We start from the raw sequence: 17,572 nt of genomic DNA, 5'->3' as shown, positions 1-17,572 counted from the left end.
AATAAAATTGAAATTTTAAAAGTGTTGGAAAATAGACGAGGAGTATATACATTTGTTGCCTAGACGTCACACACTAAAAAATATTTGAGTTGTTAAGCTCATGAAAGTTTAATCCGCTTTGTTTCACGTTCGCGTGATGCACATGGATTATTAGGAAAGCACGTAAGTCGGAATCCCTGTCACTAAAATTGAGGCAGGGATTTTATTTTTATAGCTTTGCAAAATTTCCCCAACACTATGGCAAATAATATTAGTAACAAAGTAGAGATTAAGAATAGGAAGGCATCATTTGAGTATCAATTCATTGACACCTATACCGCAGGTATTGTTTTAAGAGGTACTGAGATGAAATCCATACGTATGGGCAAAGCAAACATTTCAGATGCCCATTGCTATATTACAGAAGGGGAGCTTTTTATTAAGAATCTTCATATCTCGCCTTATGAGTTTGGAACTCACTATAATCATGAGCCTCTGAGGGAGCGTAAACTATTATTGCAGCGAAAAGAGCTGAAGAAAATAGAGAATAAACTAAAAGATGTAGGTCTTACTATTATTCCCACTAGGCTTTTTATTAGCGATAAAGGATTGGCGAAGCTTAACATTGCTTTAGCCAAAGGAAAGAAGCTGTATGATAAAAGAGAGAGTATCAAATCTAGAGATACTGAAAGACAGGAGAGTAGAAAGTTTTAAGCTTAATGTTACTTTTCGGTAAAGAGTTGGTGCCGTGGCTTTTATTTTTGGCGAAAATCATTAACTTCGCTGCATCATTTTCAATTACTTACAAGCTAAATGAGCCGGAAAGTACTAGTTCTCAATGCTGATTACAGTGCCATCACGGTTTGCACCGTTCCAAAAGCTTTTCTGTTGGTTTATCTTAATAAAGCAGAACTTCTTAAAGATGATGATAAGGCTCAACTAAGAACTGTATCTGTATCTTATCCTCTTCCGTCAGTTATCAAATTAAATAATTACGTCAAGGTTCCTTATAAAGGTGTGGTGCTTAATAGGCAAAACGTTTTTAAAAGAGATGGAAACGAATGCGTTTACTGTGGAAAAAGAAAAGATTTAACCTTAGACCATGTAATTCCAAAGTCACGCGGTGGTAAAACTAATTGGGCAAATCTTGTGGCTGCCTGTAGGTCTTGCAACGGTCGTAAAGGCAATAATACGCCTGAAGAAGCGGGGATGCCCCTGAATAAGAAGCCATTTAAGCCAACTTTTGTTATGTTTTTAAGGAACTTCTCTGGCAAGGTTGGGGAGAATTGGGCCCCTTACTTAGGGAAAAGCAAACTTGCTTAAGTTTATTCTTCATTACCTATTTGATTATCGAACTCAAATTCTTACTTTTGCAGTCCTTTTTAAAAGGACGTTCATTTTTAATTAATTTCAACAGCATGAGGCCTGTGTTGTTGATGTAGCAAAAGGCTGAGAATAAGATATATGGATAATCAAGAATTTCCAGAATTTGATTGGGACAGAGTCTCAAAGAAAGGTATTGGTAGTGGTTACTCTGCTGAAGAAACTGCAGAACTTTCAAAAGTATATGAGGAAACTCTAACTACTATTGAAGAGAAAGATGTGGTTACAGCTACAGTGGTAGGTGTTACTGCTCGTGAGGTTTTATTAAATATTGGATTTAAGTCTGACGGTATTGTTTCTAGATCTGAGTTTAGAGATTTGCCAGATTTGAAAGCAGGTGATACTGTTGAGGTATTTATAGAGAAGCAAGAAGATGCTTTAGGTCAGTTAGTGATCTCTCGTAAGAAAGCGAGAATACTTACAGCTTGGAGTAACATCGAGAAAGCTTTCGAGAATGATGAAATCATGGACGCTTTGGTGAAAAGACGTACCAAAGGTGGTCTTATTGTTGATATTCATGGTATTGAGGCATTCTTACCAGGTTCGCAAATTGATGTGAAGCCTATTAGAGACTTTGACGTATTTGTAAATAAGCAAATGGAAGTTAAAGTTGTTAAGATTAATCATACTAATGATAATGTGGTTGTTTCTCATAAAGTACTTATTGAGAAAGACCTTGAAAAACAACGTCAGCAAATCTTAACTAACCTTGAGAAAGGTCAGGTTCTAGAAGGTGTTGTTAAAAATATTACAAACTTCGGTGTATTTATTGACCTTGGCGGTGTTGATGGCTTATTGCATATCACAGACATCTCTTGGGGACGTGTTAATCACCCGAATGAAGTACTTAACCTTGATGAGAAAATCAACGTTGTTGTTCTTGACTTTGATGAAGACAAGAAACGTATTTCTCTAGGTATGAAACAACTTCAAAGTCATCCATGGGATGCACTTGAAACAAGTCTTGAAGTTGGTTCTGCTGTTAAAGGTAAAATCGTTAATCTTGCAGATTACGGAGCATTCCTTGAAATACACCCAGGTGTAGAAGGTTTGATACACGTTTCTGAAATGTCTTGGTCTCAACACTTACGTAATCCTTCTGATTTCCTTAAAATTGGAGATGAGATTGATGCAGTAATCTTGACAATGGACAAAGAGGAAAGAAAAATGTCATTGGGTATTAAGCAACTAGCTGAAGACCCTTGGACTAAGCAAGACTTATTAAGCAAATATGCTGTAGGCACTACGCATAAAGGAACAGTTCGTAACCTAACTAACTTCGGTTTATTCTTAGAATTAGAAGAAGGTATTGACGGTTTAGTTCACGTTTCTGATCTTTCTTGGACTAAGAAAATTAAGCACCCATCTGACTTTGTCAAGATTGGAGACGAGCTTGAAGTGATTGTTCTTGAATTAGATGGTGACAACAGAAGATTAGCTCTTTCTCATAAGCACTTAGAAGAGAACCCTTGGGATGCTTTCGAAGGTACTTTTGATGTTGGAACTAAGCATGAGTGTACTATCATTTCTACTTCTGATAAATTAGCTGCTCTAGAGCTTCCTTACGGAATCGAAGGTGCTGCTGGATTAAAGAACCTTGCTAAAGAGGATGGTTCTATGGCGGAAATAGGAGAGAAACTTACTTTTGTAGTTACAGAGTTTAATAAGGACGAAAAGAAAATTATTCTTTCTCACTCTAAGACTTGGGATGGTTCTGCTGACGAAGTAGTAGCTAAACCAAAGAAAAAGGCTAGTCAATCTAAGGCTTCTTCTGCACAGTCTTCAGAGAAGTCAACTTTGGGTGATTTATCTGCCTTAGCAGCTTTAAAAGAAGAAATGGAAGCTCCTAAGAAGGCTAAAGCAGCTCCAAAAAAGAAGAAAGAAGACTCAGCAGAGTAATCTTTAATATATAGAGAATAAGGCTGGAAATTTTCCAGCCTTATTTTTCAAAAATAATTGGCAATTTGGCACGCCAATTGTACTTTTGTAGCCTTTAGAAATAACAAAATATGGTCTCGTGGCCGAGTGGCTAGGCAGTGGTCTGCAAAACCATGTACAGCGGTTCGAATCCGCTCGAGACCTCTTATCTCAGTTAGGTAGCAAGTTGTTTGCTTTTAACTTCTTACTAAAATACCATTCCTAAAGTTCTGATTAGCAGGATTATTGGAATGGTATTTTTTATTTAATGCCTTGTTTGTCAATTAATTAGCACTTTGTTTATAATGGTTCTAAATTGACTAAAGCCATAGAAAAAAACAAAATTCTTTTTTGATGGAACTCTTTACGTGGCTAGATTTGCACTCTCAAAACAAAAACACCGTCAATAATAGAATATGTTCAAAACGCATATAAGACCGCTTCTTCTATTATTTATTTCTTTATCTACCATTACCCTTTCGTTTGGGCAAGAGGGCGATGCTGCCTTGGGTGAGAAAATATTTAAGAATAACTGTGCTGCTTGTCACTCTTATGGTGCAGATGTAGTAGTAGGTCCTGGCCTTAAGGGCATCGATGAAAGAAAAGATTATGATTGGATAAAATCATGGATTAATAATCCGGCTGCTGTGATAGCAAGCGGAGATCAATACGCAGTTGATTTGTATGAAGAGTACAATAAGACTCAAATGACAGCCTTTCCTGGTTTTGGAGATGCTGAAATCCAGGGCTTGTTAGCGTATATAACACAAGCTAATGCTGCTGCTCCCGTTGCGGCCGCTGTTGTAGGTGCAGGGACGGCCACAGGTGCTGATGATTCTCAACAAGGAGGTTTCTTCAATGTTATATTGGTAGCTCTTCTTGTACTAATGGGTCTTGTTCTGGTAGCTTTAATAGCTATTTTGAATTTATTATCAAAGTTATCTAAAGGAGAGGGGGCCGAAATTGATACCAGAGGAGTTGGTGAACAAGTAGGAGACTCTTTAAAGGTTATTTTCCAAAACTCAACAGTTAGAAGTGCTATTGTTGTTTTATTCCTTCTTTTTGGAGCGAAAGCAACTTTTGATGGTCTTTATGGTATAGGTGTTCATCAAGGATATGCACCAACACAGCCAATTCCGTTCTCTCACAAGCTTCATGCTGGAGATATGGAAATAGATTGTTCTTATTGTCATACTGGTGTTTACAAAGGAAAGCAAGCGGGAATTCCTTCGGCAAGTATTTGTATGAATTGCCATAATAGTATTAAGCAAGGTTCTCCTGAAATTCAAAAAATATATACTGCTCTTGAGACGGATACGCCGATAGAGTGGGTAAGAGTCCATAATTTACCTGATTTAGCTTATTTTAATCACTCGCAGCATACGAACGTAGCTGGTTTGGATTGTGAAAATTGCCATGGTGAAATCAATACAATGGAAGTTGTGGAGCAAAGACATACTTTGACTATGGGTTGGTGTATTGATTGTCACAGACAAACAGATGTTAACTCAAAAGGAAATGAGTATTATGACAAGCTTGTAGAGGCTCATGATGCAACCTCAGTGGGAGGTATGAAAGTGGAAGATATTGGTGGTCTGGAATGTGCCAGATGTCATTATTAAAATATTAATCTAATAAGATTACTTTAGATAAACCTGTAAGGGGAAATACAAAGACTAATGGAAAATACTACTAAAAGGTATTGGAAAGGGATAGAAGAGTATCGTAACGATATTGAAGTGGTTAAAAACGCAGATAGCGAGTTTAACTTAGAAGATATTGAAGGCGGAACGCATAGAAGAGATTTCTTGAAAATGCTTGGCTTTGGTGTTGCGGCAGTTTCTTTGGCTGCTTGTGATGCTCCGGTTAGAAAGACTATTCCTTATTTAAAAAAGCCGGAATCTGTAGAGCCGGGAATTCCTAACTACTTTGCTTCTACTTATGCTCAAGGTGGAGATTATGCAAGTATTCTTGTAAAGACAGTTGAGGGTAGACCTATAAAAATTGAAGGTAATAAACTTTCGAAGGTTACTCGTGGAGGAATGAGTGCTAGAGTTCATGCGTCTGTTTTATCTTTATATGATAATGACAAACTTCGTGGACCTCAAAAAGGTGAAGCTGAAATTTCTTGGGAAGATTTAGATAAAGAAGTTATGGGAGGTTTGTCTTCGGCTTCTAATGTTAGAATCCTTTCTTCATCTATAGTATCTCCAACAGCTAAAAAGGTTGTTGCGGATTTCTCAGCAAAATATCCTTCTACTAAGCACGTGTCATACGATGTTTCATCGGTTTCTGGCATGATTGAAGCAAATGCTACTTCTTTTGGGAAAGCCATTGTACCATCTTATGACTTTTCAAAAGCAAAAGTTATCGTAGGTGTTAATTGTGATTTCTTAGGTAATTGGCTTTCTTCTATCCAGCATTCTGCTCAGTGGGCGGAAGGACGTAAGCTTGTAAGTGGAAAAGATGGTAAGCAAACCATGTCTCGTCATTATCAGTTTGAAACTGGAATGACTATTACGGGTTCGGCTGCTGATTATAGAGATATGATTAAGCCATCTGAAGAGGGTGCTTTTCTTGTGGCTCTTTATAATAAATTGACAGGAAACGCAATAGGGAACTCGTCTATAAGTTCTAAGATTTTAGATAAATGCGTGGCTGATTTGAAAGGTGCTAGTGGAGCGTCTTTAGTGGTTTCTGGTTCTAATGATGCCGCTATTCAAACGGTAGTTAATGGAATTAATAGTTTCTTAGGGAATTATGGAAACACGATTAGCCTTGCAAAATCGAATAACACACGTCAAGGTATTGATGCTGATGTAGCCGCTCTAGCTTCTGAATTGAAGTCTGGTAGTGTTGATGCACTTATAATTTTAGACGCGAATCCAGTTTTTAATTTGCCAAATGGTTCTGAGTGGGCTGATTTGATAGGGAAAGTAAAAACTTCGGTTTCATTCGCTAGTAGAGTTGATGAAACGGCTGCTGTTTGTAAATACGTAGCACCTGCTCCGCATTTCTTGGAGTCTTGGGGAGATGCTTCTCCTTATACAGGTTCATACTCTTTACAGCAACCGACCATTTCTTTGATATTTAATACACGTCAGGCTGAATCAAGTTTATTGACTTGGGCAGGTTTAGATGGAGATTATCATAAATACTTAAAAGCCAATTGGAAGAATAATATTCTTAGTGGTAAGTCTTGGGTTTCTGCACTTCATGATGGTGTATTAGAGACTAGTGAAACTTTAAGTACAGAAAATATTACTTTCTCTGCTAATCTTGGTGCTGCGGCAGCAAGTATAGCTTCTAAGAAAGCTTCAGGTTTAGAAGTTAGTGTTTTTGAAGCGATTGGAATGGGAGATGGTTCTCAAGCTAATAATCCTTGGTTGTTAGAATTACCAGATCCAATTACAAAAGTTACTTGGGAAAATACTTTAAATATCTCTCAAAAAACGGCCAACGAGCAAGGTCTTGAAAAAGGCGATTGGGCTAAGTTGACTGTAGGAAATTATAGCATTGAGTTACCTGTGTTGATTCAGCCGGGTCAAGCTCATCAAACGGTCTCAGTAGCAAAAGGTTTTGGTAGGACTGCTGCTGGTAAATGTGGAAATGTAGGAGCAAATCCAATTCCATTTACTAATGGTGTTAACTGGACATCAAACGCAGCAATTGAAAAAACTAAATCAGGTTATACGCTAGCTCAAACTCAGACTCACGAAACCGTAATGGGTCGTAAAGCTGTTGTTCAAGAATCTGTGCTAAGTGAATATGTGAAGAACAATAAGGCTGGAAGATTTGAGCCAATGATTGAAACTTCAGAGGGACCTGTTAAGCCGTATTCTATTAGCCTTTGGGATGGTCACGAAAAAAAGAATCATAGTTGGGGAATGGTGATAGACCTTAATACCTGTACTGGATGTTCTTCTTGTTTGATTTCTTGTCAGGCTGAGAATAATGTTTCTGTAGTAGGTAAGAAGGAAGTTGCTAGAGCACGTGAAATGCACTGGATTCGTATCGACCGCTATTACAGCACTGATGCGGATACCACTTATAAAATAAATCCATCACACATTAGAAAGATGGAAGATGCCTCTGAAAACCCAGAAGTTGTTTTCCAACCAATGATGTGTCAGCATTGTAATAATGCACCTTGTGAGACAGTATGTCCTGTATTGGCCACTACGCACAGTTCAGAAGGTTTAAACCAGATGACTTATAACAGATGTGTTGGTACTAGATATTGTGCTAATAACTGCCCTTATAAAGTTCGTAGGTTTAACTGGTGGAAGTATTATGAAAATGAGCAGTTTGATTTCCACATGAATAATGAACTAGGTAGAATGGTTCTTAACCCTGAAGTAACTGTAAGGTCAAGAGGGGTTATTGAGAAATGTTCTATGTGTGTTCAAAGAATTCAATCTGGTAAATTGGTAGCTAAGAAAGAAAAGAGAAGACCAGTTGACGGAGAAATTGAAACAGCATGTTCTCAATCATGTCCTACTGGTGCAATCACTTTCGGTGACATGATGGACCCAAATTCAAAGATTTCAAAAGCTTTGGAAACGGAGAAAGAAGGAAGAGCCTTCCATGTATTAGAAGAAATTAATGTTCAGCCTCAGGTTAGTTATTTGACTAAAATAAGGAATAAGGACTTAGGAGATGCAAAAGCTTCATTACACCATGAGGAATCCCATAAAACGGAAGCTCATGCTGAAGAAGAGCAGCACGGATAATAAAGAATTTTTTAAACGAAAATAATAGGAACTCTTTTTATTAAGGGTAGCAATTATGCAAGTAGTTTCGCCAATTAGAGAACATTTAGTAACAGGAGGGAAGACCCTTCATGATATTACTGAAGACATAAGCAGACATGTAGAAGGAAACCCTACTAAGGAGTGGAAGATGGTTTTTGGTATATCCTTAGCTGTCTTGGCTTACGGTGGATATTGGGCTTACCAAACATGGTTTCATGGTCTTGGTAATTGGGGCTTGAATAAGACCGTAGGTTGGGCATGGGATATCACTAACTTCGTATGGTGGGTTGGTATCGGTCACGCTGGTACGCTTATTTCTGCAATTCTTTTATTATTCCGTCAAAAATGGAGAACGTCCATTAATAGGGCCGCAGAAGCAATGACCATTTTTGCTGTACTTTGTGCAGGTACGTTCATCTTCTTTCACATGGGTAGACCATGGTTAGCATATTGGGCTTTACCGTTGCCAAATACATTTGGTTCTTTATGGATTAACTTTAACTCTCCGCTAGTTTGGGACGTTTTTGCCATCTCTACTTACCTATCAGTTTCTTTATTGTTCTGGTATATTGGTCTTATTCCAGACTTAGCTACTATCAGAGATAGAGCTACAGGTTTAAGAAAAACCATTTACGGAGCTTTGGCAATGGGATGGACTGGTGGTGCAAGAGCATGGGCGAGATATGAGGATGTTTCCTTAATTCTTGCTGGTTTATCTACGCCACTTGTACTTTCTGTACACACCATTGTTTCTATGGACTTTGCTACTTCTGTAATTCCTGGATGGCACACCACTATATTTCCTCCTTACTTTGTGGCTGGTGCAATTTTCTCTGGTTTTGCGATGGTACAAAACCTTATGCTTATTGTAAGAGTAGTTTATAAGTTGGAGGACTACATTACTATAGAGCATATCTCTTTAATGAATAAGATTATTACCGTTACAGGGTCTATTGTAGGGGTAGCTTATATAACAGAGTTTTTTATAGCAGCTTATTCCGGTGTTCAGTATGAAAGTTACGCATTCGTTAACAGAGCAACTGGTCCATTATGGTGGTCTTATCTTGCTATGATGACTTGTAATGTTCTTTCTCCACAGATTTTCTGGTTTAAGAAGATGAGAGAGAGTATTGTAGTATCTTTCGTAATTGCGGTTGTGGTAAATATAGGTATGTGGTTTGAGCGTTTTGTTATTATCGTAACATCGCTTCACAGAGATTACTTACCTTCTAGTTGGACGTATTTCACACCAAGAATGGGTGATATAGGTGATTACTTATTTACATTTGGTTTCTTCTTTGTATGCTTCTTATTGTTTGCCAAATTCTTGCCAGTTATTAATATGGCAGAGGTGAAAAGTGTATTGAAATCATCATCAGAAAAGAAATCTAATAAATAGTTAAGCATAATTTTTAAGTCAATAATGGCAAATAAAAAATATATATTGGGTGTTTACGAAGATGATGAAGACGTATTGCATGCGGTTTCTGATGTTCGTGGAAAGGGAATTAAGATTCATGAAGTGTACTCTCCATTTGCCATTCATGGTTTGGATACCGCTTTAGGTTATTCAAGAGCAAGAATGGGTGTTCCTGCATTTATGTTTGGTATCACTGGTACTTCATTGGCATTCTTACTTACTTTTTGGACCATGGGTTGGGATTGGCCAATGATTATTGGAGGAAAGAATTTTGTCCCTTTTCCTACTAATATTCCTATCGTTTTTGAGTTAACAGTTTTGCTCGCAGCTTATGGTATGTCCTTTGTGTTCTTTGGAATGGAAAGCTTATACCCTGGTTCAAAACCTGTTATTTTTGACGAGCGTATTACGGATGATAAGTTTGTAATGGCAATTGACTTAGAAAAAAGTGGTGCTTCCGAAGAAGATGTTATGGAGGCTTTGAAAGCGTCAGGTGCTGCAGAAGTAAATGTAAAAGAGATATAATAGAAGAAATGAATATTTTGAAAAATAAACTTTCGATTTCCTTATTAGGCTGTGTGCTTTTAGGTGTGGCGATGATCTCTTGTAATGATACTGAGAAAACAGGTTGGGAGTACGCTCCTAATATGTATAATTCTCCAGCTTATGAGGCTCAAACACAATACAGGTCAAATGATATTAATCCTCATGGAATGAATATGAGAGAGCCTGTAGAAGGTACGGTGGCTAGAACTAACTATCAAACATCTTTCTTGCAAGATGATGGAACTGTTTTAAATGATCTTATGATGTATAACATGACTAAGGATAGTTTAAATTGGGCTGCTGCTAATTTGGTAAACCCAATTCCATGGTCTGAAAATGCGGAAGATGAGGGTAAAGTTCTTTATCAAAGAAATTGTATGCATTGCCATGGTTCAAAAGGAGCTGGTGATGGCAATGTTGCTGAAAAATATAAGGGTGTTCCTAACTATGCTTCAGACGCTTTAAGTAGTGTGAGTGGTGGACATATTTATCACGTCATTACTTTCGGAAAGGGTAGAATGTGGCCACATGCATCGCAGGTTACGCCAGAAGAAAGATGGAAAATTGTACATTATGTACAACGTTTACAGTTAGGAATTTAATTTAAGAATTTAACAAGTTTTTCCGTAAAAGGAATAATAATAAGAATTAGACATGGCTCATAAGCACGAAACTCCTTCAGTAGAAGAATCTTATGATTTCTCCCCAGAGCTAAAACAAAAGCTGTTAATCGGCGGTGTTATTGGCGTAGCTCTAGTGGCTATCGGAGTATTTTTGATAAATATGGGATGGTGGGGTCCTGACGGGTTTGCCGGAGGGGCTCATGATGCACATGCTGCTGCTGATGCTCATGGTGCTGCCGAATCAGCTCACGGTGCAGCCACAGAACATGCTGCTGAAGGACATCACGAGGCAACTCTTTTAAATAGGATTGTAGGGAATCTTTGGATGAACTCAATTTATTTTTTAGGGCTTTCAGTAATTGGAGTGTTTTTTATCTCATATAACTACGTAGCCAAGGCAGGATGGTATACATCTTTTAAAAGAATTCCTGAAGCACTTCCCGCATTCATGATAATTCCATCAGTGATAATTTTAATCTTAATGGCTATTCCAGGTTCTAGACATATTATTATGCACTGGACTCATGAAGGGATAATGGATCCTTTAAGCCATAATTTTGATGCTATTATAGCTGGAAAATCATGGTGGTTGAATATGCCATTTTACATGTTTAGATTGGTGGCTTATTTCGTGATATGGTGGTATTTATGGAAACAGATAAGAAAATACTCTTTATTAGAAGATGTTTCTGGAAGTATAGAAGATTATAATAAGAGTAGACTTTATGCAAAATTCTTTTTGATTTTCTTTGCTGTGACTAGTTCAACGGCAGCATGGGATTTATCTATGGCGGTAGATGCTCACTGGTTTTCTACTATGTTTGGCTGGTATCATTTAGCTAGCTGGCACGTAGCAGGTCTTTCCGCCATTATGTTGGTAATTATAACTTTGAAAGGCAAAGGATACTTAAAGGGTGTAAATGATTCAGCTATACAAGATTTAGGAAAGTTGATGTTCGGCTTTTCAATTTTCTGGACATATGTATGGTTTAGTCAATTCTTCTTGATTTTCTATGCTCACCTGCCTGAAGAAACTATCTATTTTAAAGAGCGTTTAAATGGCTATGAAGGAAGGTATCTTGCTCCATTTTTTATAAGCTTGATTTTGAACTTTGTCTTTCCATTATTGATTTTGATGGCAAGAGGTTCAAAGAGAAATTATACCTTCTTAAAACTTGCTTGTTGGGCAATTTTAATTGGTCATTGGTTTGATTTCTATCAAATGCTTATGCCAGCAATTGCTAAAAATCAGGGTGGCATTGGTTTGATAGAATTAGGTGTTACAACCGTTTTCGCTTGTAGTTTTATTTATGTGATTTATTCGCAACTGAGTAAGGCAAATATGTATGCGAAGAATCATCCATTCTTAGAGGAAAGTTTACATCACGATATTTAATCATTAAAAAGATTAATTGAATTTATTTCTGAAAGGAGATTGAATAGTTAATTATATGACAATTATAATAGGAATTTTAGCTCTTGTGTTCGTTGCCTTAACGGTAATCGTGATTGGAAAAACACAAGACTTGTTGAAAGGAGTACAAGGTAAAAGTGACGAAACTGAAGACCATCAGTTGGATAGTTCTAATGATTGGAATGCCATAGGCTTGTTCATTTTTTGGATAGTTACCGTAGTTGGTTTGGTTTGGTCTTTTTTAGATGCAAGAAAGGATTTCTTACCGGAAGCATCTTCTATTCATGGACGTGAAACTGATTTCTGGTTTTGGGTTTCCATGAGTGTTATAATGGTAGCATTCTTTATTGTAAACTCCTTATTGTTTTACTTCCCAATTAAGTATAAATTTAAGGAAGGTCATAAGGCTACATTTTATCCTCATAATAACAAGTTAGAAGTTATATGGACTGTTATTCCCGCTATTGTAATGGCAGGTTTAGTTTTCTCAGGACTTAGAGTTTGGAATAAAATAATGGATGATGCTCCTGAAGATGCGGAAGTTATTGAAATTATGGGTCGCCAATTTGCATGGGAGGTAAGATATCCGGGTGTTGATGACAACAAGTTAGGAGATTATGATTATCGTTTAATTGATGATGCGAAGTCAAACTCTTTTGGAATTGATTTTTCAGATCCTAATTCATTTGATGATTTTACCAGTGCAACAGAAATACATATTCCTAAGGGTAAGCCGGTTCTATTAAAAATTAGGGCACGAGATGTCTTGCATTCAGTCTTTATTCCTCACATGAGAGTTAAAATGGATGCTGTTCCTGGAATGCCTACTAAGTTTTGGTTTGAAGCTGATAAGTCTACTGAGGATATGAGGAAGGAGTTAAATAACCCTGACTTTAATTACGAAATAGCTTGTACCGAGATTTGTGGAAGAGGTCATTTTAGTATGCGTTTGTTACTAATTGTGGATGAGTTAGAAGATTATGAAATTTGGAAGAAGGAGCAAACACCTTTTTTATCTATGAATCCAGATTTCATAGAGAAAGTACCTGATAATTTAAAGGCTAGAGCTTTAAAGTATATTGAATCAGACGATTCGGATGCAATGGTAGAGGTAATTGAGGCTACAATAGAGGAGTCAGCAGAATAATTTGAAAATTTGATTTAATTCAATAAGATATGTCAACGGTTTTATCACATACGGACGCTCATGACCATGGTCACGAAGAACACCATGAGCTTGGTTTTATTAGAAAATACATTTTTTCAGAAGATCATAAAATAATTGCAAAGCAATATCTTATTTCAGGTATAGTTTGGGCAGTTATAGGTGGTTTGATGTCTTTGGTTTTCCGTCTTCAGTTAGGTTTTCCTGATATGGATATGACATTCCTTAAACCTTTCTTAGGCCAGTGGATCGATGCTCAAGGGAAGTTAGACCCTAACTTTTATTTAGCATTGGTTACAATGCATGGTACCATTATGGTATTCTTTGTATTAACGGCTGGGTTAAGTGGAACATTCTCCAACTTTCTTATTCCTCTTCAGATTGGAGCAAGAGATATGGCCTCTGGATTTCTTAATATGTTGTCTTACTGGTTCTTTTTTGTTTCTAGTATCATCATGTTTTGGTCTATTTTCATTGAAACAGGTCCTGCTGGAGGTAGTTGGGTTATTTATCCACCTCTAAGTGCTTTGCCACAAGCAAATCCAGGCTCTGGACAAGGTATGACTTTGTGGTTAGTAGCCATGGCACTTTTTATTGTATCTCAGTTGTTAGGTGGGGTTAATTATGTTTCAACCATTATTAACTTGAGAACAAAGGGTATGACCTTTGATAAGTTACCTCTAACAGTTTGGGCATTTATGTTCACTGCTATTTTAGGTATACTTTCTTTCCCGGTGCTTTTGTCGGCTGCGTTGCTTTTAATATTTGATAGAAGCTTCGGTACAAGTTTCTTCCTTTCTGATATCTATATTAATGGACAAGCTTTACCGAATCAAGGGGGTAGCCCAATTTTATTTCAACACCTTTTCTGGTTCTTAGGACACCCAGAGGTTTATATTGTTATTTTGCCTGCTTTAGGTTTGGCTTCTGAGGTAATTGCTACAAATTCACGTAAACCAATCTTTGGTTACAAGGCTATGATTTTCTCCATGGCTGGTATAATGTTCCTTGCATTTATTGTATGGGCTCACCATATGTTTATGACAGGAATGAATCCTTTCTTAGGCTCGGTGTTTATGCTATTGACCTTGATTATTGCTGTACCTTCTGCAGTAAAGGCTTTTAATTATATCACAACATTATGGAGAGGTAATATCATATTCACTCCTGCCATGTTATTTGCTATTGGTTTAGTATCTTTCTTCGTTTCGGGTGGTTTAACAGGTATTATACTTGGTAATTCGGCTTTAGATATTCAATTACATGATACTTATTTTGTAGTAGCCCACTTTCACCTAGTAATGGGTTCTGCCGCAATATTTGGTATGGTTGCTGGTGTTTACCACTGGTTCCCTAAGATGTTTGGCAGAATGATGAATAAGAGCTTAGGTTATATTCATTTCTGGATTACGTTCGCAGGAGTTTATGCTGTATTTTTTCCTATGCATTACGTAGGAATAGCTGGTTTCCCAAGAAGATACTATGCTTGGTCTGGTTTTGATACATTTGATATTTATGCTGACTTGAATTCTTTTATGACTATTGCTGCCATATTGACATTCGCAGCTCAGCTGATTTTCATATTTAATTTCATTTATTCTATCTTTTGGGGTAAGAAGGCTTCTGCTAATCCGTGGAAATCAAATACTTTGGAATGGACTACGCCTGTTAATCCAGGTCACGGAAACTGGCCAGGTGAGCTTCCTACTGTTTATAGATGGCCTTATGATTATAGTAAGCCAGGTCAAGAAGACGGTGATTTTATACCTCAAAACGTTCCTTTCTCTGCAACACCTGAATCTAACTTACCTGAAGAGAACGAGTTAATCGCAGAGGAAAAAGTTATCGAGGCTATTGAATTTGATGAGAATATTCCAGATTAATTTCTAGGTATTATTTATTAACCAAGTGCGAAGTATTGGGATGTAATACCTTATACTTCGTACTTTTTGTTTAAAGATGTATAAGAAATTTGCCATCGTTACTATTGTAGCAGTCTACTTCCTTATTTTAGTTGGAGGTATAGTAAGAGCTACTGGGTCAGGAATGGGATGTCCTGATTGGCCAAAGTGCTTTGGCACTTGGATTCCGCCGACCAGCGTTGAGCAATTGCCTGAAAATTATCAAGAAATATTTGGTCAAAAACTAAAAGGAGAGGTCGAGTTTAGTGCCGTTAAAACTTGGACGGAGTATGTCAATAGGCTTGTAGGTGTGTTGATAGGTGTATTTATTTTTATAACGCTTTTGTTGGCATTTAAAGAGTACAGAGGTCTAAAAACGGGAATTGTAAAGTATTCGCTAATTGCGTTTATTTTGGTTGGTGTGCAAGGTTTTTTAGGATCTATTGTAGTATCTACCGAATTACATCCAGGACTGGTTACTGTACATATGCTGCTAGCTATAGTGATAGTGCTGTGTTTAATTTATGCCTTGTTTTTGGCTTATAAATATCAAGGTAATGGTTTGGAAACGGAAAATAGGTCTTTGCGTTTTATGACATTAATATTGCTAATACTTAGTGTAGGTCAATTGGTTTTAGGTACTCAAATTAGGGAGATGGTAGATCATCTTTCTTTTGGAAGTTTACCAAGAAGTGAATGGGTAGATTCTTTACTTGGAGGTAAGTTTTACATACACATTGTTTTGGCGGTTATTTTGCTTGCCGTTCACTGGGTATTATTTAGAGATGGCAAGAAGGTTTTGAAGGAAGGAAGTTTAAAGATCTTGACTCTGTTGTTTGTTGCGGTGATAGTGGAATTTATAATTGGTGGAGTATTAGGGGTTTTTGATATACCTGCTTTCTCTCAACCTATTCATTTAACATTGGCAACAATAATAATTGGTTTGCAATATGCATTGTTTTTAATTTTTGGTAAATCTAAAAGATCGCTTAGCTGAAATGGACGAATTAGTAATTTCAAGGAGTATGGGTGGTAAGATTAAAGCTTTTTATGAGCTGACTAAATTTAGGTTATCTGCTACTGTAGTATTTTCTAGTGCTATTGGCTTTATGCTTGGAGCTTCTGTGATTAACTATGGTTCTTTAGCACTGTTTGCTCTTGCTGCGTTTTTAACTACGGCTGCGGCAAATATTGTTAACCAAATTTGCGAAATAAACCTTGATAAACTTATGACTAGAACTGAGGCTAGGCCTCTGCCTTCTGGTAGACTAACTGTGAATGAGGCCGCTATTTTTGGTGCCATATGTTTGGCAATAGCTATGTTCTTGTTGTTATATTTCTTCAATATTAAGGCCGCAGCTATTTCTTTTTTATCCTTTGTGCTATATGGCTTTGTATATACACCATTAAAAAGAAAAGGGCCAATTGCCGTTGCCGTTGGAGCTTTGCCAGGAGCTTTTCCTCCGATGATAGGTTGGCTGGCCGCAACTAACCAATTTGGTTTAGAGCCAGGTATACTTTTTGGGATTCAGTTTTTCTGGCAGTTTCCTCATTTTTGGGCAATAGCTTGGGTGTTAGATGATGATTATAAGAAGGCAGGTTTTAAGCTTTTGCCTTCAACTGGTGGAAGAAATATCAATTCTGCTATTCAAATAATGATTTATACGGTGGTTTTATTACCACTTTGCTGGGTTCCTATGTATCTTGGAATGACAGGAATTAATTCAGCTATGATAGCCATGCTATTTGGGGTGTTATTTTTGATTCAAACTTTTCATTTAATGAGGAAAATGGATAATAAAGCTGCATTACAATTAATGTTTGGCTCTTTTATTTATTTGCCTGTAGTTCAAATCGCGTTTTTACTAGATAAAATATGATGGCAATTTCAAAACAAGAGGCAAAGCCAGTGTTAAGCATAAATAAATGGAAATTTATTACATGGCTTTTTATTATTACTATTTTGATGCTTTTCGCATCGCAAACTTCGGCATATCTGGTAAGAAGAGCAGAAGGGAATTGGGTAGAATTTTCACTACCAGCTGTTTTTTATTGGAGTACGGGAGTACTGTTAATTAGTAGTGTTTTAATGCACTTGGCTCTTAAAGCAGCTAAGAAAGATGAGTTCTCTAAATTGAGAACGTTCATATCAGGTACTTTTATCTTTGGAATGGTGTTTCTAGTGATGCAGTATTTAGGCTGGCAGGAACTTCAGGCTGCGGGAGTATACTTAAAAGGCAACCCGTCTGGCTCTTTCATGTATATTTTGACAGGTTTGCATGCATTCCATTTACTTAGTGGTCTAGTTGTTCTAATATTTGCTTTAATGGCTGCTTTTAAATTACATATTCATGCGAAAAGTTTAGTGCAGATTGAAGTTTGTGCTACTTATTGGCATTTTTTAGATATTCTTTGGATTTACCTATTTGTGTTTTTATTGTATTTCAGATAATTTTTTAACCAATACTCT

General features: G+C 37.0%; 14 protein-coding genes and 1 tRNA gene. All 15 read left to right on the top strand.

Annotated features, from left to right (window positions below; translation table 11 throughout):
* Positions 1–237: 237 nt before the first annotated feature.
* The 15 genes from smpB (at position 238) to AADJ06_RS17165 (ending at position 17,554) form a co-directional block, all read left to right on the top strand.
* The gene (gene smpB, locus AADJ06_RS17235) at positions 238–693 is read left to right on the top strand and encodes an SsrA-binding protein SmpB (protein ID WP_341227729.1); all 456 of its coding nucleotides are present in this window, start codon (positions 238–240) and stop codon (positions 691–693) included.
* A 99-nt stretch (positions 694–792) separates the two neighbouring features.
* On the top strand, positions 793–1,302 hold the full coding sequence (locus tag AADJ06_RS17230; RefSeq protein WP_341227728.1) for an HNH endonuclease: 510 nt from the start codon (positions 793–795) through the stop codon (positions 1,300–1,302).
* 141 nt (positions 1,303–1,443) lie between these two features.
* The gene (gene rpsA, locus AADJ06_RS17225) at positions 1,444–3,261 is read left to right on the top strand and encodes a 30S ribosomal protein S1 (RefSeq protein ID WP_341227727.1); all 1,818 of its coding nucleotides are present in this window, start codon (positions 1,444–1,446) and stop codon (positions 3,259–3,261) included.
* A gap of 112 nt (positions 3,262–3,373) precedes the next feature.
* Positions 3,374–3,444, top strand: a tRNA-Cys gene (locus AADJ06_RS17220).
* A gap of 251 nt (positions 3,445–3,695) precedes the next feature.
* Positions 3,696–4,901 (top strand): c-type cytochrome, encoded by a 1,206-nt coding sequence (locus tag AADJ06_RS17215; protein ID WP_341227726.1) that lies wholly within the window; start codon positions 3,696–3,698, stop codon positions 4,899–4,901.
* A 57-nt stretch (positions 4,902–4,958) separates the two neighbouring features.
* The gene (locus AADJ06_RS17210) at positions 4,959–8,012 is read left to right on the top strand and encodes a TAT-variant-translocated molybdopterin oxidoreductase (protein WP_341227725.1); all 3,054 of its coding nucleotides are present in this window, start codon (positions 4,959–4,961) and stop codon (positions 8,010–8,012) included.
* A gap of 55 nt (positions 8,013–8,067) precedes the next feature.
* Positions 8,068–9,432 (top strand): NrfD/PsrC family molybdoenzyme membrane anchor subunit, encoded by a 1,365-nt coding sequence (gene nrfD / locus AADJ06_RS17205; RefSeq protein WP_341227724.1) that lies wholly within the window; start codon positions 8,068–8,070, stop codon positions 9,430–9,432.
* 24 nt (positions 9,433–9,456) lie between these two features.
* Positions 9,457–9,978, top strand: a complete 522-nt coding sequence (locus AADJ06_RS17200) for a DUF3341 domain-containing protein (protein WP_341227723.1) — start codon at positions 9,457–9,459, stop codon at positions 9,976–9,978.
* Between the two features lie 17 nt (positions 9,979–9,995).
* Positions 9,996–10,601 carry a cytochrome c gene (locus tag AADJ06_RS17195; RefSeq protein ID WP_341227722.1) on the top strand — a complete coding sequence of 202 codons (606 nt, stop codon included), beginning with the start codon at positions 9,996–9,998 and terminating at the stop codon, positions 10,599–10,601.
* A 52-nt stretch (positions 10,602–10,653) separates the two neighbouring features.
* Complete coding sequence (locus AADJ06_RS17190; protein WP_341227721.1) at positions 10,654–12,018, top strand: quinol:cytochrome C oxidoreductase; 1,365 nt, start codon at positions 10,654–10,656, stop codon at positions 12,016–12,018.
* 55 nt (positions 12,019–12,073) lie between these two features.
* Entirely contained in the window at positions 12,074–13,183 is a 1,110-nt protein-coding gene (locus AADJ06_RS17185) for a cytochrome c oxidase subunit II (protein ID WP_341227720.1), read from the top strand.
* Positions 13,184–13,212: 29 nt separating this feature from the next.
* The gene (locus AADJ06_RS17180) at positions 13,213–15,084 is read left to right on the top strand and encodes a cbb3-type cytochrome c oxidase subunit I (RefSeq protein WP_341227719.1); all 1,872 of its coding nucleotides are present in this window, start codon (positions 13,213–13,215) and stop codon (positions 15,082–15,084) included.
* A gap of 76 nt (positions 15,085–15,160) precedes the next feature.
* A complete protein-coding gene (locus tag AADJ06_RS17175) occupies positions 15,161–16,099 on the top strand; it encodes a COX15/CtaA family protein (RefSeq protein ID WP_341227718.1) in 939 nt (312 codons plus the stop codon).
* Between the two features lies 1 nt (position 16,100).
* On the top strand, positions 16,101–16,982 hold the full coding sequence (gene cyoE / locus AADJ06_RS17170) for a heme o synthase (RefSeq protein ID WP_341227717.1): 882 nt from the start codon (positions 16,101–16,103) through the stop codon (positions 16,980–16,982).
* On the top strand, positions 16,979–17,554 hold the full coding sequence (locus AADJ06_RS17165) for a cytochrome c oxidase subunit 3 (RefSeq protein ID WP_341227716.1): 576 nt from the start codon (positions 16,979–16,981) through the stop codon (positions 17,552–17,554). The genes cyoE and AADJ06_RS17165 overlap by 4 nt, the downstream gene beginning before the upstream one ends.
* Positions 17,555–17,572: the final 18 nt, after the last annotated feature.

The organism is uncultured Arcticibacterium sp. (genome assembly GCF_964021845.1).
In the GTDB taxonomy this organism is placed as follows: Bacteria; Bacteroidota; Bacteroidia; order Cytophagales; family Spirosomataceae; genus Arcticibacterium.
This window is presented reverse-complemented; position numbering and strand designations above follow the sequence as displayed.